We start from the raw sequence: 20464 nt of genomic DNA on the forward strand, positions 1-20464 counted from the left end.
ATCCTTTGGTCGGCTACAGCGCCACATAGGCTTGTACTCGTGACCGATGACCGACGTGCCATCCAGGATCTTGTCGCCCGGTATGCCGTGGCGGCCGACCGCCGCGATCGCGACGGGCTAGTCGAGCTGTTCTCTGCCGACGCCGAGTTCATCCGACCGCCGGCCCTGCTGCGCAAGGGTGAGGATGCCCTGCTCGTCGGCCGCGAGACCATCGCGGATTCGATTGTGGTGGCGCTCGAACCGCTGCACGCGACGTATCACCTCGTCGGTCAACAGACCGTGAGTATCACCGGTGACACCGCTGCCGGGGAGGTCTACTGCATGGCCCACCACATCTACCTACGCGAGATGAACGGAGACCGTGGCTCGTTTCATGACAACGTCATGGCGGTGCGGTACGTCGACGGCTACGCGCGCGGTGAGAACGGCTGGGTGTTTACCCGTCGCGAGCCGGTCGTGGTGTTCAGCGAGGACCGACCAGTTCGAGTCGGCTAGCGCACGCGGCCATCTCGTCGAGCACGGCCTCCAGCGTGGTGGCGCGCCGCGAGACCGACAGCAGCATCCGTCCCGCACCGGCCTGTGCCGCCTGATCCAGCGACGCCTGCTCCACCCGATGCAGACCGTGCCCGAGCACCAGGTCGATGCCCGCGGGATCACGGCCCGCGTCGTCGGCGGCGGCACGCATAACCTGCACCGCGGCCGTCAGGTCGTCGCCGGCCAGGCCCAGTGGCTGAAAACCTATTCCCAGCCGCCCCGCGCGGCGTGCCGCGGCCTTGCTGTGTCCGCCGACATACAGCGGAACACCTTGCGGTTCGAATGGTTTGGGGTACGAGTACGCGTTCTGGAAGCGATAGAACTCACCGTCGAACGCGGCGGGCCCATCGGCGGACCACAGCGCGCGCATCACCGCGATGGCCTCATCGGTGGCACGCCCCCTGCGATCGAAGTCGCCGCCGCACGCCTCGATCTCCTCACGCATCCACCCGACGCCCAGGCAGACCCGCAGCCGCCCGCGGCTCAGCCGGTCCAGCGTGGCCAGACGTTTGGCCAGCACCACGGGGTGGTGGTCGGGCATTACCAGCACTCCGGTGGACAGCCCAAGCATCGTGGTGGCACCCGCGATGAAGGACAGCAGCTCCAACGGATCGGGAATATCAAGATCATCGGGGAGGTGCGACTGGCCGGTCGGCGAGTACGGATAGGCGCTCTGCGTGTCCCCGATGACCACCGCGTGCTCTACCGCGGAGATCTCGCTGAACCCCAGCCGCTCTGCGGCACGCGCGAATTCGAGGATCTTGGCGGGTTCGGCGGTAATCCCGAGCTCCACCGGAACGACAACACCGATCTTCATAAGCGGCCTCCTGACATCACGTGTCACCATAGGATCTCGCGAATGGGCCTGATCACCGACCTCCGCTCAACATCGCGTCTGGGTCTGATGGTGGCGGCGACCGCCGCTGCGTTGGGTGTCATCTACGGCTATGACTCCTCCAATATCGCGGGGGCCCTACTGTTCCTCGCCAACGATCTGCACCTCTCCACTCACGACCAAGAAGTCGCCGCCACCGCTGTGGTGATCGGTGAGATCGCCGGCGCGATCGCCGGCGGTCCGCTGTCCAACCGGATCGGCCGGAAGCGGTCAATGGTGTTGGTGGCAGCAACATTTGGATTGTTCTCGCTGTTGTCTGCGCTGGCGTTCGACCTGACGTCGCTGGTCGGGGCCCGGTTCCTGCTGGGAGTGACGGTGGGGATTTCCGTGGTAGTAGTCCCGGTGTTCGTCGCGGAATCCTCCCCCACCAAGATCCGCGGCTCCATGCTGGTGCTCTACCAGGTGGCGTGCGTGACGGGCATCATCGCCGGATATCTCATCGCGTGGGCGTTGGCCTCTACCGGTAGCTGGCGCATCATGCTGGGCCTGGCCGCGATACCGGCGGCACTGGTGCTCATCGCGCTACTCAAACTCCCCGACACCGCGCGCTGGCACATGCTGCGCGGTGACCGTGAACGTGCGCGCGAAATCCTCGGCACGCTCGATCCAGAGATCGACGTCGATCACGAACTCGACGAGATCGCTGCGGCGCTGAAGGATGAAAACGGCGGCTCACTACGGCATCGCCTGCGTGACATGATCACTCCGCCATATCGTCGAGCAACGATATTCGTTGTCGTTCTTGGCTTCTTCATCCAGATCACCGGTATCAATGCCGTTGTCTATTACTCTCCCCGCATTTTCGAGGCGATGGGCATGACGGGCTACTCCGCGAAACTGGGCTTACCCGCGCTGGTTCAGGTGGCGGCGTTAATCGCGGTGTTCATTTCGATGTCGACCATCGACCGGATGGGTAGGCGGCCCATACTGCTTACCGGCATCGCCATCATGGTCGTGGCATACGCGCTACTGGCGGGCGTCTTCGCGGTGGGTGGATCCGAGTTCGGCGGCATGCTGACCGTCCTCGGATTTCTCGGCATTGTGCTGGTGGCTGTCGGCTTCACGTTCGGGTTCGGTTCCTTGGTGTGGGTTTACGCAGGGGAGAGTTTCCCCGCGCGGCTGCGCTCATACGGCGCCAGCGCCATGCTGACCTCTGACCTGGTGGCCAACGCCGTTGTCGCCTACTGGTTCCTATCGCTGCTCACCAAGTTCGGCGGTGCTGTCTCCTTCGCGGTCTTCGGCTGCCTTGCTATCGCGGCATTCGTATTCGTGTACCTGACGGCTCCGGAAACCAAGGGTCACAATCTCGAAGACATCCGACACTTCTGGGAAAGCGGGGGCAAGTGGCCCGGGACGTCCTGAAAAGCGATGTGACAGTCGGTATCGACATCGGTGGGTCCAAGACCCGCGCGTTGGCCGTGGCGGACGGCAAGATCATCGGTGAGGCGCTGGCCGGCAGCGCGAACCTGCAATCGGTCAGCGAAGAGCAGGCGAAAACCGCTTTCGCCGATATCTTCTCTGCACTCAACCGCGACGACATCACTCGCGTGAGCGCCGGCTCGGCGGGCGTGGACACCGAACAGGGTGCCCAAGCCCTGATCCGGCTGCTCCGACCGTACGCACCCGATGCCGTCATCACCGCCGTGCACGACACCCAGCTGATCCTCGCCGCCGGCGGTTTAACCGCCGGAATCGCGGTGATATCAGGCACCGGGTCGGTCGCCTGGGGAAAACGCGCCGACGGCGCGACGGCCCGCATCGGCGGCTGGGGATACCTACTCGGGGACGACGGTAGTGGTTACGGGGTGTCCAGATCGGCTGTGCGTCACGCGCTCTCGCTGTCCGACCGAGGAGATTCTCCCGATGCGCTGTCTCAGCGATTCGCCTCCGAGTGCGGTGTCACCGACCCCTCACAGTTGCTCGACCATTTCTATGCCCAGCCCGAACGACGGTACTGGGCCAAGATGGCGGGGCTTGTGTTCGAGCTGGCCGCGCAGGGGAACGACGCGGCTCAGGTAATAACCAGGCAAACCGCGATCGACTTGGCTGCGTTAATCGAGGGTGTGTGCCTACGATTGGGGCCAGGCCTGCCGGTGGTGCTCGGCGGCGGGCTGCTGGCCAACCAACCCGGCCTGGTGACCGATATCATCGAACGTACCCGGGGCACAGGCGTTTCGGATATTGCTGTGCTGCAACGTGAACCGGTGTTCGGAGCATTGGCCCTGGCCGGGGTCGACGTCGAAGGATTGGAGAACCGATGACCGCGGGGACACATATGGCCGACGAGATTCGTCAGCAGCCAGCCGTATGGGAACGGCTGCTGACCGAGGGCCGGGCCGCCATCGCGGAGGTGGCAGCGAAGATTGTCGAGTATCAGCCCCGCTTTGTTCTCTTTGTCGCTCGCGGCACCAGTGACCACGCCGCGCTCTACGGTAAATACCTCACGGAGATCATCTGGCAGGTCCCTGCCGGGCTCGCCTCACCGTCGACCATGACGACCTACGGTGCGCGACCTGACCTTTCGGGCGTGCTGGTAATCGGGGTCAGCCAATCGGGCGGCTCCCCGGACTTGGTGCAGACCTTGTCGGTAGCACGGCAGCAAGGCGCACTGACGGTGGCCGTCACCAACGCCGTGCAGTCACCGCTGGCGACCGCCGCCGAGTACCACGTAGACGTGCTGGCAGGCCCCGAGCTCGCGGTGGCCGCCACCAAGTCGTACACCGCGCAGCTGCTCGCGTTGTATCTGCTGCTCACCGATGTAGCGGGCCGCGACAATTCGGCGGCGGAGCTGCTTCCCCAACGGGGCGAAGAAGTGCTGCACAGCGCCGTCGTACAGCAGCTGGCCACCCGCTACCGGTTCGCCTCGCGACTGGTGACCACCGGCCGCGGCTACTCGTACCCGACGGCGCGTGAGGCCGCCCTGAAGCTCATGGAAACGAGTTACCTTTCTGCACAGGCATTCTCAGGAGCCGATCTGTTGCACGGTCCACTGGCGATGATCGATCCGCAGGTTCCGGTGATCGCGATTGTGCCGACAGGAGTCGGTGGCCGGGCCATGGACGATGTGTTGCATCGACTGGCGGGTCGCGGCGCGGACGTGTGTTGCGTGGGGTCGGCCGACGCGGTGGCCGCGACCGGCCTGGGTGTCACGCTGGAGCCGACCGCCGAAGAACTCTCCCCCATGCTGGCCATCCTGCCGCTACAGATGTTGGCGCTGCAGCTCGCGATCGGCCGTGGCGAGAATCCCGATGTACCACGAGGTCTATCCAAGGTGACTGAAACGCTCTGATATGCCCGAGTTCTTTGATATGCACGTGCACGGCGGTGGCGGCGCATCCTTCGGAGACGACCCCGAGGGCAATCGCATTGCCCTCGCGTGGCATCGGGCCCACGGTACGGCAGGTCTGCTGGCCAGCCTGGTGACGCTGGCGCCCGATGACCTGTTACGCGCCGTGCGCGTACTCGCCGAGGCGGCCGGGGCTGGATCCAACGGTATCGCCGGGATACATCTCGAAGGGCCTTGGCTTTCACCGCGATACGCCGGCGCTCATGATCCTCGGTTGCTGCGCGAGCCCGACCTCGGCGAGCTGGAACGGCTCCTGGACGCCGGCGCCGGGCACATCCGAATGGTCACCATTGCGCCCGAGCTTCCGGGCGCACTGCAGGCGATCGAACTACTTGCCGAGCGGGGCGTGGTGGCAGCGGTGGGACACACCGACGCCACGTATGAGCTAACCCTGCAGGCAATTTCGGCAGGCGCGACCGTCGCCACGCACCTGTTCAACGCCATGCGGCCCATCCATCACCGCGAGCCCGGCCCCATCCCCGCGCTGCTGGAAAGTCCGGCGGTGACCATCGAACTCATCGCCGATGGCGTACACATCCACCCCGCGGTCTACCGCATGGTGCTGGCGGCGGTGGGCCCCGACCGGATCGCGCTCGTCACCGACGCCATGTGCGCCGCCGGAATGCCAGACGGTGCTTATCAATTGGGCCAGCTGCCGGTAACCGTCGCCGCCGGCGAGGCACGATTGCCGGACGGCACGATCGCGGGCAGCACGGCGAGCATGGCAGACCTCTACCGATTCGCGGCGCTACACGGTGGGCCAGCGATCGCGACGCTGCAGACCTCGGTCAATCCCCTTCGCGCGGTGGGTGTCTAGATTACTAGGCCGCCAAGATGCGGGGTGCGACAATCTTCATCAACTCGAACGCGCGCTCGCCATCGGGCTTGGACACCGTCGAGCAGGTTCGGATGTCGACGGCTGTATTACGTTCTCCGAGAAGCACATGCTGACATGAGGCGAACGCGTTGTCGGTTCGTCCGTAGCTGACGGCGAGTACGTTGCCCGCCTGCGTGACACCGCGGATCTCGGCGGTGGACTCGAGCGTCGATCCGTCGATCGCGATTTCCGAAGCTTTGACCGTCTGATGTTCACACTTGCGCCAACGGTCGGCCTCGCTGCGCGCGAAATCGCGGGCTTCGTCATCCGTGCTGAAGACAGCCACGCTTTGATCCACCAGGGTGAACCAGCCGTCGTGATCCCACATGGCTTGGGAATGCGCGGCCGTATACGGAGCGCTGTCGTAACTCGCCACGGACGCCAGCACGATGCTCCCGCAATCCGGCCGATCGGTATCCAGTCCGAAGGTCGCGTTCTGCCGGTTCACCTTGGGCAACTTGACGCCCATGACCCGTTCAGCCTCCTGCTGCGTGAACATCAGGCTGTCGATCGCCGACGGCGGCACGATCGACTCTGGCTCGGCATGCGCGACGACGGGGTGCACGGCGCCACACATCACGAGCCCGATGGCCACCAGTCGGGCCCCCATTGCCAATCGCATGCAGTCTTTCTATCGGCGAGGATGCGCTCACGCAAGAAAAGCAGATGATTCTCCTGCACCACGCCATGCTGCGGACAACTCGGCCGCGGTCGGCGGCCGCGCGCCCGCCCGGGTACAGGCCAACGCCGATGCCACCGTCGCACGTCGTAACGCATCCGGAAGATCCAACTGCCGCTGATAAAACCCGTCGAGAAAGGCACCTGTGTACGTGTCGCCGGCGCCGACGGTGTCGACGACGGTGACCTCATAGGACGGGGTGCGCAGCGGCGCGAACACGCCGCGCCGGAAGGCCAGCGATCCTCCCGACCCACAGGTCACCAGGGCGATATCGATACCTGGATAGTCGTCGAACCAGCGACCGACCACGCTCTCGATCGCCTCACCCGGGTACAGGAACTCCAGGTCTTCGGTGCTGGCACGCGCAACCTCCGCGATAGCGAGCCATGGCGCGATGCGCTCGGCATAGGCCTCCCGATCGCCGATGAGCGTCGGCCGCACGTTCACATCGAAGGTGAGCGGGATGCCCGGATAGCGCTCGACGATCCACGCACGAAGCGCCGCGCGCCCCGGCCACAGCACGCTGGCAATCGAGCCTGCCCAGATCGCCACGGGCGTAAACGAAGGAGCAGGAAGCGACAGTGGCACAACATCATTGGTTGTTCCCTGCCAATAGAAACGGTACCGCGCGACCCCGAGGTGATCGACTTCGGCGACGGCCAGCGTCGTCGGAAGGTCGTGTTGCATCACTAACGAATCCTCGACGCCCGCACGTATGAGGTTCTCGACGCATTGGCGTCCGAACGCGTCCCGGGATACATGCGTGAGCAGCGCCGTTCGCGTACCGAGCTTGGCCGCGGTGATCGCGGTGTTGTACGGACCGCCTCCCGGCAACGATCGCCACAGTCCATCGGCGGCCGGGACCACGTCGACCAGCGTCTCGCCGCAGACGATGAGACCGTCGTTGTCGGGCACGCATTCGAGGCTACGGCCACCCTTGACACTCGCACTCAAATATTGTTCTATGCGAATGTATGCATTTATAGAAGGGAATGCCCATGGCCATGGCAGCACTCGTCCTCTACCTGGTCTTTATCGCCGCCGGGCTCGGCTGGAAGACCTACCGACAATGGCGCGCAACCGGGTCCACGGGGTTCCGCGGATTCCACGGGCGTCCGGGTTCGCGTGAATGGCTCGCGGGTGCGGGCTTCACTGCCGCGATCGTCATGGCCCTGCTCGCCCCCATATTGCAGCTGACCGGGATCATCGCTCCCCTTGCGGCGCTGGATATCCGGCCGCTTCAGATCGCGGGGATCGTGCTGGCGGTACTGGGAATCGTCGCGACGATCGGGGCGCAACAGACCATGGGCGAGTCCTGGCGGGTGGGCGTCGACACCCGGGAGACCACGACTCTAGTGAGCACCGGCGTCTTCGACTGGATGCGTAATCCGATCTTCACCGCGATGCTGACATTCGCCGCAGGTACTGCACTCATGACACCAAATCCCGTGGCTCTCACCGGTTTGGCGCTACTCGCCGCCTCCATCGAGCTGCAGGTACGCGTGGTCGAGGAGCCCTATCTGCTTGCGACACACGGCCGAACATATCGCGACTACGGGGCCCGGGTCGGACGTTTCGTTCCCGGAATCGGGCGTTTCAGCGCCCGGGGTTGATCAGCCCACCGCCACGAGTGGTGGCCAGCTCGTAGGCCGACTCCGCGTGCTCGGCATCGTCGAGGCCATCGGATTCATGCTGCGCGTGCGACCTGATGCCGAGCGAATGACGAAGGCCCAGCCCGATAAGCCCGGTCACCGTCACCGAGTAGGCCATCACCGCCACCACCGCCACCAACTGCAGCCAGAACTGATGCAGCCCGCCGCCGTACAGCAGCCCGTTGACGCCCGCGGGGGCTGCGGCGCTGCCGACGACGCCGATCATCAACGTCCCGACCACACCGCCGACCAGGTGAACCCCCACCACATCGAGTGAATCGTCATACCCCAGACGGTATTTCAACTCGATCGCGAGGGAGCTCACCGCGCCGGCCGCTGCGCCGATCACCAGCGCGCCGATCGGCGTCACCGCCGAGCACGAGGGCGTGATGGCCACCAGTCCGGCCACAACACCCGAAGCGGCACCGAAGGAGGTCGGCTTGCCGTGCCGGATCTTTTCCACCACGAGCCAGGCCGTCATCGACATCGCACCCGCACCCAGGGTGTTGGCGATGACGATCGCCGCCGTGCCGTCGGCCGCCAGGGCCGATCCGGCGTTGAAACCGAACCAACCGAACCACAACAGTCCGGCGCCGAGCATGACGGCGGGCAGGTTATGCGGTCGCATCGCCTCACGCGGCCACCCGCGCCGCTTGCCCAGAATGATGGCCAGCACCAAACCCGCCGCACCGGAGTTGATCTCCACGGCGGTGCCGCCAGCGAAGTCAATGACACCGAGGTTCGCCAGCCATCCACCCTTCTCGGCGGTGGTGCCTTCGACGGCGAATACCCAGTGCGCCACCGGGAAATACACCAGGGTCGCCCAGAGGGCCGTGAAGGCTATCCACGGCAGGAAGCGCATACGGTCGGCCACCGCACCCGCGATGAGGGCCACCGTCACCATGGCGAATCCCGCCTGGAACATCACGAACACCAGCGCCGGGATGTTGGTCGGCCCCCAGAGCGGCACCGAAGGCGCCTTGTAATTGCCCTCGAACAGGTGCTGCAGTCCCGCGAACTGCAGCGGATCGCCCACGAGTCCGCCACCGACATCGGTACCGAACGCCATCGAGTACCCGAAGGCCACCCAGAGCACCCACACCACGGCGATGGCCGAGAAGCACATCATCATCATGTTGAGGACACTCTTGGCGCGCACCATGCCGCCGTAGAAGAAGGCCAACCCCGGGGTCATCAAGAGCACCAACGCGGCACTCATCAACACCCAGGCGGTATTGGCCCCGTCCGGCACTCCCATATGCGGAAACATGCGCTAGCTACTCCCGGCTCGTGCGATTAGGTCAGCGTGAGTGTAGGGAAGCCGCCGCTCGTGCGCGCACGACCTGATCTAAACTAGAACACGTTCCAGTTTTCTGGAGTACCATTTCCCTCCAATACCCGCCCGATCAGGAGTGGCCATGCATACCCCCATCTGCGACGACCTCGCTATCGAGTTCCCGATCTTCGCGTTCACCCACTGTCGCGACGTCGTCGTCGCAGTCAGCAAGGCCGGTGGCTTCGGCGTGTTGGGCGCCGTCGGATTCACCCCCGAGCAGCTTGAGATCGAGCTCAACTGGATCGACGAACACATCGGCGACCACACCTATGGCGTCGACATCGTCATCCCCAACAAGTACGAGGGCATGGACGCGAACATGTCGGCCGACGAGCTCACCGCGATGCTCCAGAAAATGGTTCCGCAGGGGCACCTGGACTTCGGCCGCAAGCTCCTGGTTGACCACGGTGTGCCGATGGAGGAGGGCAACGACAACGCGCTACAGCTGCTGGGCTGGACCGAGGCCACCGCGACCCCGCAGGTCGAGATCGCGCTCAAACACCCCAAGATGACGCTCATCGCCAACGCGCTCGGGACCCCGCCGCCCGACATGATCCAGCGGATCCACGACGCCGGCCGCAAGGTCGCCGCACTCTGCGGCTCGGCCAAGCAGGCCCGTAAGCATGCCGACGCCGGGGTCGACATCATCATCGCCCAGGGCGGCGAGGCCGGTGGCCACTGCGGCGAGGTCGGCTCGATCGTGCTGTGGCCCGAAGTCGTCAAGGCCGTCGCCCCGGTGCCGGTGCTGGCCGCCGGAGGTATTGGCAGCGGCGCCCAGGTCGCGGCGGCGCTCGCGCTGGGCGCGCAGGGCGCCTGGACCGGCTCGCAGTGGCTGATGGTCGAAGAGGCGCACACCACCGACGTTCAGCGCGACACCTACGCGAAGGCGGGCAGCCGCGACACCGTGCGCAGCCGCTCCTTCACCGGGAAGCCGGCGCGCATGCTGCGCAACGACTGGACCGTTGCCTGGGAGACCGAAGGCAACCCCGAACCGCTCGGAATGCCGTTGCAGTACATGGTTTCCGGGATGGCCGTCGCGGCGACCAACAAGTACCCGGATCAGAGCATCGATGTCGCATTCAACCCGATCGGTCAGGTCGTCGGACAGTTCACTAAGGTCGAGAAGTCGTCGGCCGTCATCGAGCGGTGGGTCCAGGAATACCTGGAGGCAACCACCACGCTGAACGACCTCAACGAGGCCGCCTCGGTCTAACTGCTCACGATCGAGTGTGCGGATTATGTTGATTTTCAACACAATATCGACGTAATCCGCACACTCGACGGGTCAACGCGGGGTCGGAGTGTTCAGCTCACGCACAGGCAACGGGTTCCCCGGCGCGGCTGGTGTCAGCACTTTCGTCTTCGGGTTGTACACCGGGCCGTCGGTGACGACGACGACATTCGGCGGTGTTTCGCCGAGCCGACGCCATGAGGTACTGCCACCCCAAGCGCCCTTGCAGGCCCACTCCATGGCTTCGTCAGCGCGGCTCGTCGGCGCCCACCGCGCACGCGCGTTCACGGTCACACCCTCGGTGCCTAAACCCGAGGACTCAATGATCAGCGTGCAGGGATCGTTAGGCGAGTACGTTCCACTGAACACGAACGTGACCTGCAAGGACGGCTTACCGTCCCAGTCCATGACGAAGTAGTCCACAACAGGCACCGGCCCAAGGTCCTTAGGTGCGGGAACCACATATGGCTCAGTGGTTTTCGGTGCGGTCAGGTCCTGATACTTGCGGTCCGCCTGCACCATGTTGACCCCCACCACGACGAGCGCGACCAGCCCCACCACGCCGCCGATGCGCGTCATCGCATAGGCGGCCTCGCTGGGTTCGTTGGCCTCCGGGTTCCTGTATTTCCAGGACGACAGCGCCTGCCACTGACTCTTGGGGCCGAAAATCGACCACAGCACGAACGGAACAACAATAAGCGCCACCAGCGCAAGAACGCCCCCCACGTACGAACCTCCTACTGCCCCAAGCCGTTTTGCATGGTGTTGGCCAGCACGTTCACCGCGAGACTGCCGTTGCCCGGCTGGCAGACCTTGGCCTGCAGCAACACATTCTCACGCTTACGGGTCTGATTGAAGCAGCGACGATCAACCCCCGCCTCCTCTTTCACCCAGGAGGCATCGGCAGCACCCGCCGCTGGGCCCGTAAATGTCCACACCTCGCGCCGACCGTCGTTCAGGATCAGGGTGGCCGTCTGCCCCGAGCAGCCGCGCGTGCGATCGACCACCCGATGGAATGCACGATCCGCAGCGTCCGCGTTCGCGAACACTCCGATCGACTGCTTTACCAAATGTGTTGCATCCGAAGCAGAATCTTGCGTCGACGCCCCACGGAAGGAGGCCAGATCCGGATCGGCGTACACCTCATCCAGCCCGATATCCGACCAGTTGTTGCATTCCGGCACGTCCACCGAGAACGCCTGGAAGGGTTCGGTGAACTCACTATGCGAACCCAGCTGTGCCCCAATGATATTGCTCACCGAGCCGCGTGCCAGCACGGCGTAGTTCACCACCCCGGGGTCGGAGGGAAGCGCGCCCGCTATCGGAGCCCACGCGATGCCGAGCACCGCCGTCACCGACGTGGCCGAAACGACGGCCACCTTGAAGCTCACGAGACACCCTCCATCTCATCCGCGAGCGCCTTGGCGATCTTCTTACCGTTGCTCGGCACGCAGGCCATCACCTGGAACATCACTTCACGCTTCGCACGCATCTGCACGTCGCACGTGCGTCCGGCTGCATTGGTCATCGACCAGGAAGCCGACTTACCGCCGGACTCGCCCTTGGAGACGGTCCACGTGTCGTGCACGCCCTGGTCATCGGTGACCTCCAGCGGCACCCCGTAGCAGTTGTCCATGAACAGCACCGCCACGACCGGGTCCACTGCCGCCAGCGGGCGCTTGAAGACCCCGACCGCCTGCCGCACGTAATACGTTGTGTCCGAGTCGGATTTCTGCGACGACTGGCCCCGGTACTCGCCCAGCTCCCCGTTCCCGTTGAACACCTCGTCCGCGCCGATGTCGACGAAGTTGATGCAGCCGGGATCACTCACCCGGTAGCCGAGGGTCGGCGCGTCGAACGTTCGCGACACCGGCAGTTCGGTGCCGACGACCTTGCTCACCGCCGCGGGCTTGAGCAGGACGGTCTCCGGACCGATCGCCTGCGCCGACGGCGCGAACACCAGGGCAACCGCCGGCACTGCGGCGATGGCGAGCGCCCGCATCAGACGCGCGCCTTCAGCGTCACTGCGATGTTGCCGCGGGTGGCATTGGAGTATGGGCAGACCTCGTGGGCCTGCTCCAGGAGGTCATCGGCGACCTCCTGCGACAACCCCGGCAGGTATCCGTCCAGCTCAGCGGATAGATCGAAGCCACCCTCGGGCGTCTTGAAGATGCTCACGTTGGCGGTGATCGAGGTGGCGGTGTCCAGCTGCACCTTCGCCATGCGGGCCACCAGATTAAGCGCGCTCAGGAAGCACGCCGAATATCCGGCCGCGAACAACTGCTCGGGATTGGTGCCTTCTCCGTTGCCACCCATCGACTTTGGGATTCGAGTGTCCAGATCGATGCGGCCGTCTGAGGAACGGACATGCCCATCGCGGCCTCCCCCGGTCGACGTCGCTTCTGCTGTGTAAAGGGCTTCATTCGACATAGACCGAGCATACGGAAGGCACTCGCGCCGAAGACCCGTTACCGGAAAGGGCCGTTGAACACGAAATAGGCCCCCACGGCGATCAGCGTGAACCCGACGAGATGGTTGACGGTCAGCTTCTCACCCAGGTACCAGACCGCGAACCCCATAAACACCGTCAGGGTGATGACCTCTTGCATCGCCTTGAGCTCGGCGCCCGAATACACCTGGCTGCCGAGTCGGTTCGCCGGCACCGCCAGGCAGTACTCAAAGAACGCAATGAACCAGCTGACGAGCACGACCAGCCACAGCGGGTGGTCCTTGAACTTCAGGTGCCCGTACCACGCGAACGTCATGAAGACGTTGGAGACCACCAAGAGCAACGGGGGAAGAAGTCGGGCCGCGAGCATGCCACCAGTCTGACGCCTACGAGTCCGCGTCGCCCTGCGCCGCGTCGTCAACTCGCGCTTCCTCGACGGGCTAGCCGTGCTCGGTACCGTCGGTGAGTTCCTCGGGAATCGGCCTCAACAGCAAGACGACCCACAAGACGAACATGCCCGCACCAGGCCAGCCATAGTGCCCCAGCCCACCCAGCCGAACCAGCGACGCCACGAACAACGCCGCGATCACGACCGCATGGAACAGGTACCGACCGTTCTTCGTCACGACGGATCTGGCAATGGGCAGCGCGCCCCGTGGCAATGCGATCAGGGGCCACGCAATCACCCAGGCCGCGCCAGCGGATACCGCGGCCAGCCCGGCGATCTGCCAGGGTCCCATGCTCGGCAGGCTGTCAATCGCGTTAGCGGAGAAGAGCATGAAGAGCAGAATTGGCAACCGGGCGATGGTGGAGGTTCGGCGAAGTACCGCCGCGACATTGTTCCGCAGTCGCCGATCAAGCAGCGCAGAATGCTCCGCCGCGGCGATCTCCGCGGCCAGACCCCGGCGGATTCGCAGCGGCAGAAACATGCCCGCCCAGAATCCGTTGTCCCAGACGACGTTCTTCCCGTCACTTTGGGTGAAGCCGGCCGATCCGCCCCACCGGCTCGCGAACGACGCGGCCCCGAATCCGATGAAACCGACAAGGATCGCTGTCTCGCACCAGCCGCCGAGGCGGGCCTGATTCCACACCAGGGCCACTGCCGTCGAGACGGTCACGACGAGGAGAAAGGCGGCTTGGCTGCCGAGCAACAGCCGCCGTCGGAGCAGCGAAACAACTATCGGCAATGCCTTATGCCGGCGCGCGATAAACACGAAAACGCCAACACGGCAACCCATCAACGCCATGATCACGAATGCCGCCAGCCGTGCACTGACGTGTCCTGGCGCCGGGAACGATCCCTGCAGGCATACGAGCAAGGCCAATGTTTCGAGCCGTTGATAGAAGAACTCGCGTGACACGAATTCGGAGATCAGCCTCCACGCATTCGGCGCGTATGACTTGTCGAGCTGGACCGCGCGCATCGCGTGCCGCATGCCTTCGAAACCCATGGGCGCAAAGGGTGGCGACAGGTGCCACGCCATATCCCAATGCGCGATGGCACTGTCCGGCCCGGCCTTCAGCGCCTTGCGGTAGTAGAACGCGCGCTGCTTTGAAGGCAGGCGATCGCCGACAACGCCGAACCTGTAGCTACTGTCCGGTTCTAGTTCCAGAGCTTTCCGGGCGGCCGCGAGTGCCTCACCCTCCTGCCCGTTCTTCGATAGTGCATCGGAGAGCGTCGAGTACGCGGTCGCCCAGTGCGGCGAGAGTTCCACCGCCCGCCGCGCCGCGGAGAGTGCACGATCGACATGCGACAGCTCGATCATGTTGGCGGCACGTAACCTCCATCCCTCCGGTGCGTCCGGTTTGACGGCGAGAAAAGCATCAAGGCATCGTTCCGAGGCCACGTAGTTTTTCAACGAGGACTCGGCAAGGGCCAACATCCAGAGCGCTTCGGTGTTCTCGGGTTCGCTCACCAACAGCCCGCGCAGCAGTTCGCGGGCCCGCTCAGGCCTGTCTGTGTCGAGGTACGCCTGCACGGTTGCCAAGACGCTGGCCGAGTCGCGCTCCAATGTCATCGAGATCGTTTGCGCCGCAGGTACTTCGCCAACTCGTCGTAGGTGCCGTCGCTGTTCGCAAACTCGACGACATTGCGTGCGGTATCAAACCAACTTCCGGTGCTGGGGCCCACCTGACCCATGGCGTAGTCCATGTCTGCCATGGTCACCGGCCGCACCTGGCCCGATGAGATCGAGTCGGCCAGCGCCAACTGCGTTGCGCTATCGCAGATATGAGCCAGATCCGCACCCGATCGCCCGTCGGTTCGCCGGGCGATGGTCTTGAGGTTGATGCCCTCCAGCGGGCGATCCTTCAGATGGAACCGGACGATCTCGACACGAGCCTCCTCGTCGGGCAGGCCCACCAGGATCATCCGGTCGAACCTGCCGGGACGGCGCAGGGCCGCATCTATGTCCCAGGGATGGTTGGTCGCACCAAGCACGTAGACGCCATTGTTGTCCGCAGTGGCCGGATCCAGATCTGCCAGCAGCTGATTCACCAGTGGACGCAGGCCCGAACCACCGGAGAGCTGGGACCGGCGATGACCGAGTGCATCGAGCTCATCGAAGAACAGCACGCACGGGGCGTTCCGGCGCGCAGTCTCGAAGATGTCGTGTAGCTGACGCTCGCTCTCGCCGAACATCGGGTTCATCACGTCGGAGATCCCGATCGGGTAGAAGTTCGCGCCCAGTTCACCGGCCACCGCGCGGGCCAGGAATGACTTGCCGCATCCCGGCGGCCCGTACAGCAGCAGACCACCACGCGCCGAGATTCCGTACGCTTTCACCAGATCTGGATTCCGCAGCGGACCGAACAGCGAGAGATCCAGCTGTCGCTTCACCTGGGCCATCCCGCCGACATCCGACAGTTTCACGGCGGACTTCTCAAGGACGCCTACGTCCTCGGCACCCAGCGGTTCCGGCTCTTCCTCAACGAATGCCGGCCGAATGATGTCGGCAACTTGCTCCTCGGCGGCCGTCCAGTCGAAACGAGGCTTCTCCGTCGCCGGATGGGCGGGCGCGTTGAGACCCGCCGAGCACAGTGCCAGGTATTCGAGAGCCTTGGTGTCGCCGGGCGACTGTTGCAGCACGGTCGTGCAATGACTGAGTGCCTCTGCGAATTTTCGTCGCTCGATCAACAGCTCGATGACGCGCAACCGCAGCGGCACCACTTCCGGATTCGCATCGACCGCCGCCAGCATCTCGACCAGCACCGCGTCCTCACCCATGACGCCCTCCCCTAACGAGTTGTGGCGAATGCTATCCGAGTCCATTTAGTACCCGCGACTGCGATTCGGCGCATCTTCGCGCCACCAGCCGCTAGCCTGCTGCGCATGGGCGGCGCCGCACTTCGAGACCAGTACATCCAAAGCTGTCTGGGTGGACTGCATGTGCGGATAGGCGGCGAGGGGCCCGCGATCCTCTTCTGGCCCAGCCTGCTGATGACGAGTTCTATGTGGGCCGAGCAGGCACGATACTTCGCCTCTCGGTACACCGTGATCCTCGTCGACCCGCCCGGCCACGGCGACAGCCAGACGCTCAGCCGATTGTTCAGCTTCGAGGACTGCGCGCACAGCATCGAGCAGATCCTCGACGGCCTCAGCATCGAGCGCGCCCACATCGTCGGCAATTCCTGGGGCGGAATGATCGGGGGAACGTTCGCCGCGCTGTATCCACAGCGGACCCGAGCTTCGGTGCTGATGAATGCGACGGCTTCGCGTGCCAGCGTGCGGCAGATGGTCGAATTCCGGCTGCTCACTGAGATTGTCAGGATCCTCGGCCGCTTCCGCGAGCCATTCACCACCCGCGCGGTGAAGGCCTTCGTGGGGCCCACCATCTTGCGCGAGCGCCCCCACGTGGAGCAGACCATCCGCCAGTCCATCGGCCGGCTCAATGTCGATTCGGTCTATTGGGCGGTCAACAGCGTGGTTCCCGCGCGCCCGGATCAACGCGAGCTGTTCGAGCGCATTACCACCCCGATGCTGATCATCGCCGGCCAGGAGGACCCCACCTTCCCCGCCGCCGAGACACGGCTCATGGCCGACGCCATTCCGGGGGCGGAGTTTGTGCTCATGGACAACACCGGCCATCTGGCCGCTCTCGAACGCCCCGAAGAAGTCAATGTTCTGATCGACGAGTTCCTGAAGAAGCACCCCGACTAGCCCACGAAGTCCGCGACGAGGCGGAGCACGAAGACGATCATCACCGGCAGCGCGACCAACCCCAGGAAGTTCTCCGCCACGGCAGCAGATCCGATGATCGCGACGATGATCAGACCCACCGCGCAGGCCATACAGAGCGCCACGCAGAAACTGATCAGTTTCGAGCGCCGCAACGCGGCCCACAGCGCCCTTTCGGAGCGGCGCGGGACGGTGAGCACCAGCCACACCGGCAACGTGATCACCGCGACCGCCAGCAGCGCCCCGATCGCCCGCGCGGGAATGGGCAGCTGGTGATTGCCATACCGGCCGGCGACCGCCGCGGAGGCACCGAGCACCACCAGCGCCAGGAAGTTCACGGGGTTCATCGCGGTGACGGCGCGGTTGAACACCTCGGACACCCCGGCGCGCACATCCTCGGCTCGCCGGATGTCCATGGCACCCAGGTCCAGGTAGGCACGCAGCGCACTCGACAGCCGCCACCGTCTCGACTGTGCCTTACCGACATTCTCCATCGCATAGGCGTTGTCGGGGTTGGCCCGCAGCGCCGATCGGAAATCTTTGAGCGCCTTACCTTTCCAACGCCGCATTCCGACGATCTGGCCGCGCAGATTCAAGTAGGAAGAGTCCTCGGGGGCGATGCGCAGCGCCTCGTCGATGGCGGCCAGCGCTGCATTCTTGCGATGCGCGGCGTAGAGCACCAACGCCAGCATGTAGTGGCTCGACGCCCGATATGGGTGCATCTGCACCAGATGCCGGGCGGCATCGATGGCCGGCGTCTTGTTCCAGCTGCGCACCAGCACCAGAATGCGAACCCGCTGCGCCTGACTGTTCCCCGGATCGAGCCGCAGCGCGTTCTCCGCGTACCACCGCGCTCCGGGATAGTGCTCGACCTGCAGATCCAGATACGCGCCGGTGGCCAACAGCTCCGGGCTGTCGGGCCATCTCGTCAGAGCTGCAGCAAGATTCGTACGAGCGGCATCGTACTTGCGTACCCCGATCAGCTCCTCGATCAGCAGCGCGCGGGACAGCGGCGTATCGCCGGCAAGGACGGCTTCGTCGACCACAAGACCCTCCCCAGCGATGGTTCACGCTCAGTGGGTACGACCGTTGAGGTCCTTTGCCTTGCGCATGTCCGCGATGGCCCCGTCAAGATCGCCGAGCTCGCGGCGAAGGATAGCGCGCATGGACAGCGCGTCGGGCAGGTCCGGGTCGATGTCGAGTGCCTCACCGATGGCAGCCAGCGCCTCGTTGGGCTTCTCCGCTCCATGGAGGGCCCAGGCGTGGGTGTAGTGGTTGATCGCGTCACGGCTGCCGTATCGCACCGCGGACAGCGCGCAATCGATCGCATCGAAGTGCCGCCCCATGCTGCCGAGGCAGTAGGACACAATTCGCCAGGACAGCGAATTCTTGTGCTCCAACTCCAGCGCATCGTTTGCGAGACGAAGCGCCTCACTATCGTCTCCGGACGCTAACGCCTCGCTGGCGCGAGTCGCCAGCTCGTCAGCATCCACCGCACCTAAGGTACGCGCACCCTTACCACCGGCCATCCATTCCTCGGCGGCAATATCGATAAGGGTTCCACTAGCAATCATTGTTGGCTATCCTAACCAGCCGCCTCGCCCACGTCGACAACTCTGGTAACAGCCGAGTGTTAGTTAACCCACACCGGCACGCAACGGATTCACCGCGAATTCGATCACCCGGTACGGCGCACGATCACGCGAGTCGGTATTCCACTGACTGACGTAGATACTTAGCCGGTTGATTCTCGAGTCCGGTCCGATGTACCCGCCGTACGGTTGCGCCAACGTGTTGTCCCCGGGTTCGGGCAATTCGTCGGCGACTTCGGGCCACGCCCCGGCGGTCACCACCGTGGTTGCAGGAACCGCGCCGAGCCGGGTGGGATGGTCGGCCATCCGCACCTCGACGTTGCCCGTGGTCTGATTGAAGTAGGACAGCACCGCCTGGCCGTCGACCAGCTTCATGCTCATCTCGCCGAGGTGGTCGGTGAACAACGGCGTCGGAGGTCGGCCCCAGGTCCCCTTGCCCTGCGCGTCTACCCCCCATCCCTGCCAGCTCGCGCGGTCGGTGAAGGTATCCGGCTTGGCCCGGTACAGCACCGCAGGCCGAGAACGATCGAATGCGTCGCTGACGATATACACCCAGCCCTTCGGCGATTCGGGCGTCCAGAGCGGGTCGTAGTAGCCGCTGATCTGCGTCTGCTGTCCGCCGTCCTGGTCACCCGGGCGCACCGAACCGGGCACGGTGGGCCATCCCGCGCGGAACGGGTCGGGTTTCACCAGCCGCGTCGACTGGGGAATCAAATTCTTGGTGACGGCTACCAGCAGCCAGTTTGTCCCGTTGATGTCGACCACACCGGACGGCAGCTGCGAGTATCCGGGCGGCGCCGGATCCGCCAGCAGCGGACGGTCGGTACCCAGGACCCCGGTGTGACGCACCCCGGAAGAGTCCTGAACGGTTTCGGTGTCGACGCGTAACGCCACCGGGGAGTGCCAGCCGCCGTATCCCACCCCCTGTCCGGCGAAGCTGTCACCGCAGATCTGCAGCATGCCGCCGGTGAAGACCATGAACTCGCACAGGTCCGTCGCACCCAGGTTGTATTCGGAGGTCGCAGTGCCTGTGCCCGCGACGGGGCCGATGCGCACCACCTCGCCGGGATCCAGGGCCGGCGGATCAGGTCGGAGCGGATCAGCCAATGCGGCTGGAGCACAAGCTAATTCAAGGATTACCAGCATGATCGCAGTCACCCTGGCCGCGACACGCCGCACGCCTCATCTCCTATTCCGGCCGCAATGCAGCCACAGCGTCACCAACCGTCCCCCGTCAGGGTAGTCAGTGACGCCGTGACGCGCGGATCGCTATGACTCAGCTCAGGGCCGGGGCACTGTCACGTTGGGCGGCAACGGCACAGTCACCTCGGGCCTGCGTTCCTGCCGTGGCCCGCCGTCCGGCGGCCCGATCTCCGGCCCGCGCTGAATGATCACACCGGGACCAGGCGGCATGCCGCCGCGTTCGAACATCATCGTGCGACCGCGATCGTGATGATGTCCGCCGTGACCTCCACACTGCGAACCGGCCAGGACGCCAAGACCGAAGGTCACGCCCAGGATCACGAAAGCGCCCGCCACGATGCCGACGACTGCGGCGATCTTGACCAGCAGGGTGTTACTCGCCGAACGCGGCGCAGGCGCGGGTGCCGGCACCGGTTGGGTCGGGGTATCCGGTTTGTCTGGAGTTGTCATACCCCGAGCATGGCCGAACCGACTTACCATTGCCCACGGAAAA

At 64.8% G+C, this 20464-nt stretch carries 22 protein-coding genes and 1 pseudogene; 8 read left to right on the plus strand and 15 right to left on the minus strand.

Annotated elements, in window-relative coordinates; translation table 11 throughout:
- Positions 1-39 precede the first annotated feature (39 nt).
- The gene (locus FZI91_RS21535) at positions 40-495 is read left to right on the plus strand and encodes a nuclear transport factor 2 family protein (RefSeq protein ID WP_162526649.1); all 456 of its coding nucleotides are present in this window, start codon (positions 40-42) and stop codon (positions 493-495) included.
- On the opposite strand, the gene FZI91_RS21540 is transcribed toward FZI91_RS21535, so the two are convergent.
- Complete coding sequence (locus FZI91_RS21540; protein WP_155941109.1) at positions 464-1351, minus strand: LLM class F420-dependent oxidoreductase; 888 nt, start codon at positions 1349-1351, stop codon at positions 464-466. The two genes, FZI91_RS21535 and FZI91_RS21540, sit on opposite strands and share 32 nt — an antisense overlap.
- A 42-nt stretch (positions 1352-1393) precedes the next feature.
- Between FZI91_RS21540 and FZI91_RS21545 the strand changes: the two genes are divergently transcribed.
- From FZI91_RS21545 to nagA, 4 genes are read left to right on the plus strand one after another with little or no spacing between them, the layout of a single operon-like run.
- Positions 1394-2791 (plus strand): sugar porter family MFS transporter, encoded by a 1398-nt coding sequence (locus FZI91_RS21545; RefSeq protein ID WP_155941110.1) that lies wholly within the window; start codon positions 1394-1396, stop codon positions 2789-2791.
- Entirely contained in the window at positions 2773-3690 is a 918-nt protein-coding gene (locus tag FZI91_RS21550; RefSeq protein WP_162526650.1) for a BadF/BadG/BcrA/BcrD ATPase family protein, read from the plus strand. Before FZI91_RS21545 ends, FZI91_RS21550 begins: the two co-directional genes overlap by 19 nt.
- A 14-nt stretch (positions 3691-3704) precedes the next feature.
- A complete protein-coding gene (locus FZI91_RS21555; RefSeq protein WP_162526667.1) occupies positions 3705-4718 on the plus strand; it encodes an SIS domain-containing protein in 1014 nt (337 codons plus the stop codon).
- 1 nt (position 4719) lies between these two features.
- Entirely contained in the window at positions 4720-5592 is an 873-nt protein-coding gene (nagA, locus tag FZI91_RS21560; RefSeq protein WP_155941112.1) for an N-acetylglucosamine-6-phosphate deacetylase, read from the plus strand.
- A 4-nt stretch (positions 5593-5596) separates the two neighbouring features.
- On the opposite strand, the gene FZI91_RS21565 is transcribed toward nagA, so the two are convergent.
- Complete coding sequence (locus FZI91_RS21565; protein ID WP_155941113.1) at positions 5597-6274, minus strand: sensor domain-containing protein; 678 nt, start codon at positions 6272-6274, stop codon at positions 5597-5599.
- A 27-nt stretch (positions 6275-6301) separates the two neighbouring features.
- Positions 6302-7246: a carbohydrate kinase gene (locus FZI91_RS21570; RefSeq protein ID WP_162526651.1), complete on the minus strand. Its 945-nt coding sequence runs from the start codon at positions 7244-7246 to the stop codon at positions 6302-6304.
- A gap of 83 nt (positions 7247-7329) precedes the next feature.
- On the opposite strand from FZI91_RS21570, the gene FZI91_RS21575 reads away from it, so the two are divergent.
- Entirely contained in the window at positions 7330-7944 is a 615-nt protein-coding gene (locus tag FZI91_RS21575) for an isoprenylcysteine carboxylmethyltransferase family protein (protein ID WP_155941115.1), read from the plus strand.
- On the opposite strand, the gene FZI91_RS21580 is transcribed toward FZI91_RS21575, so the two are convergent.
- Positions 7928-9253 (minus strand): ammonium transporter, encoded by a 1326-nt coding sequence (locus FZI91_RS21580; protein WP_155941116.1) that lies wholly within the window; start codon positions 9251-9253, stop codon positions 7928-7930. The genes FZI91_RS21575 and FZI91_RS21580 overlap by 17 nt on opposite strands.
- A gap of 148 nt (positions 9254-9401) precedes the next feature.
- On the opposite strand from FZI91_RS21580, the gene FZI91_RS21585 reads away from it, so the two are divergent.
- Complete coding sequence (locus tag FZI91_RS21585) at positions 9402-10532, plus strand: nitronate monooxygenase (protein ID WP_155941117.1); 1131 nt, start codon at positions 9402-9404, stop codon at positions 10530-10532.
- Between the two features lie 471 nt (positions 10533-11003).
- On the opposite strand, the pseudogene FZI91_RS21590 reads toward FZI91_RS21585, so the two are convergent.
- The 7 genes and pseudogenes from FZI91_RS21590 to FZI91_RS21620 all read right to left on the minus strand — a co-directional run.
- Positions 11004-11276 (minus strand): annotated as a pseudogene (locus FZI91_RS21590) (DUF6199 family natural product biosynthesis protein); the annotation flags it as partial.
- A gap of 11 nt (positions 11277-11287) precedes the next feature.
- Positions 11288-11929, minus strand: coding sequence for a sensor domain-containing protein (locus FZI91_RS21595; protein WP_375234395.1), 642 nt, complete (start codon positions 11927-11929; stop codon positions 11288-11290).
- Between the two features lie 8 nt (positions 11930-11937).
- Positions 11938-12552 (minus strand): sensor domain-containing protein, encoded by a 615-nt coding sequence (locus FZI91_RS21600; protein ID WP_155941118.1) that lies wholly within the window; start codon positions 12550-12552, stop codon positions 11938-11940.
- On the minus strand, positions 12552-12980 hold the full coding sequence (locus tag FZI91_RS21605) for an organic hydroperoxide resistance protein (RefSeq protein WP_155941119.1): 429 nt from the start codon (positions 12978-12980) through the stop codon (positions 12552-12554). The genes FZI91_RS21600 and FZI91_RS21605 overlap by 1 nt, the downstream gene beginning before the upstream one ends.
- A 38-nt stretch (positions 12981-13018) precedes the next feature.
- Complete coding sequence (locus FZI91_RS21610) at positions 13019-13369, minus strand: DMT family protein (RefSeq protein WP_155941120.1); 351 nt, start codon at positions 13367-13369, stop codon at positions 13019-13021.
- A gap of 70 nt (positions 13370-13439) precedes the next feature.
- Complete coding sequence (locus FZI91_RS21615; protein ID WP_155941121.1) at positions 13440-15017, minus strand: tetratricopeptide repeat protein; 1578 nt, start codon at positions 15015-15017, stop codon at positions 13440-13442.
- Entirely contained in the window at positions 15014-16225 is a 1212-nt protein-coding gene (locus FZI91_RS21620; RefSeq protein WP_155941122.1) for an ATP-binding protein, read from the minus strand. Before FZI91_RS21620 ends, FZI91_RS21615 begins: the two co-directional genes overlap by 4 nt.
- Positions 16226-16330: 105 nt before the next feature.
- Here FZI91_RS21620 and FZI91_RS21625 point away from each other — a divergent pair, with 105 nt between their 5' ends.
- Complete coding sequence (locus tag FZI91_RS21625) at positions 16331-17158, plus strand: alpha/beta fold hydrolase (RefSeq protein ID WP_155941123.1); 828 nt, start codon at positions 16331-16333, stop codon at positions 17156-17158.
- On the opposite strand, the gene FZI91_RS21630 is transcribed toward FZI91_RS21625, so the two are convergent.
- From FZI91_RS21630 to FZI91_RS21645, 4 genes are all read right to left on the minus strand, one after another.
- Positions 17155-18222: a tetratricopeptide repeat protein gene (locus FZI91_RS21630; protein ID WP_309224200.1), complete on the minus strand. Its 1068-nt coding sequence runs from the start codon at positions 18220-18222 to the stop codon at positions 17155-17157. The genes FZI91_RS21625 and FZI91_RS21630 overlap by 4 nt on opposite strands.
- Positions 18223-18249: 27 nt before the next feature.
- Positions 18250-18750 (minus strand): hypothetical protein, encoded by a 501-nt coding sequence (locus FZI91_RS21635; protein WP_155941124.1) that lies wholly within the window; start codon positions 18748-18750, stop codon positions 18250-18252.
- A gap of 63 nt (positions 18751-18813) precedes the next feature.
- Positions 18814-19914 (minus strand): DUF4185 domain-containing protein, encoded by a 1101-nt coding sequence (locus FZI91_RS21640; protein WP_155941217.1) that lies wholly within the window; start codon positions 19912-19914, stop codon positions 18814-18816.
- 135 nt (positions 19915-20049) lie between these two features.
- The gene (locus FZI91_RS21645) at positions 20050-20421 is read right to left on the minus strand and encodes a hypothetical protein (protein WP_155941125.1); all 372 of its coding nucleotides are present in this window, start codon (positions 20419-20421) and stop codon (positions 20050-20052) included.
- Positions 20422-20464: the final 43 nt, after the last annotated feature.

Origin of the sequence: Mycobacteroides sp. CBMA 271 (assembly GCF_009729205.1) — a bacterium.
Classification (GTDB): Bacteria; Actinomycetota; Actinomycetes; order Mycobacteriales; family Mycobacteriaceae; genus Mycobacterium.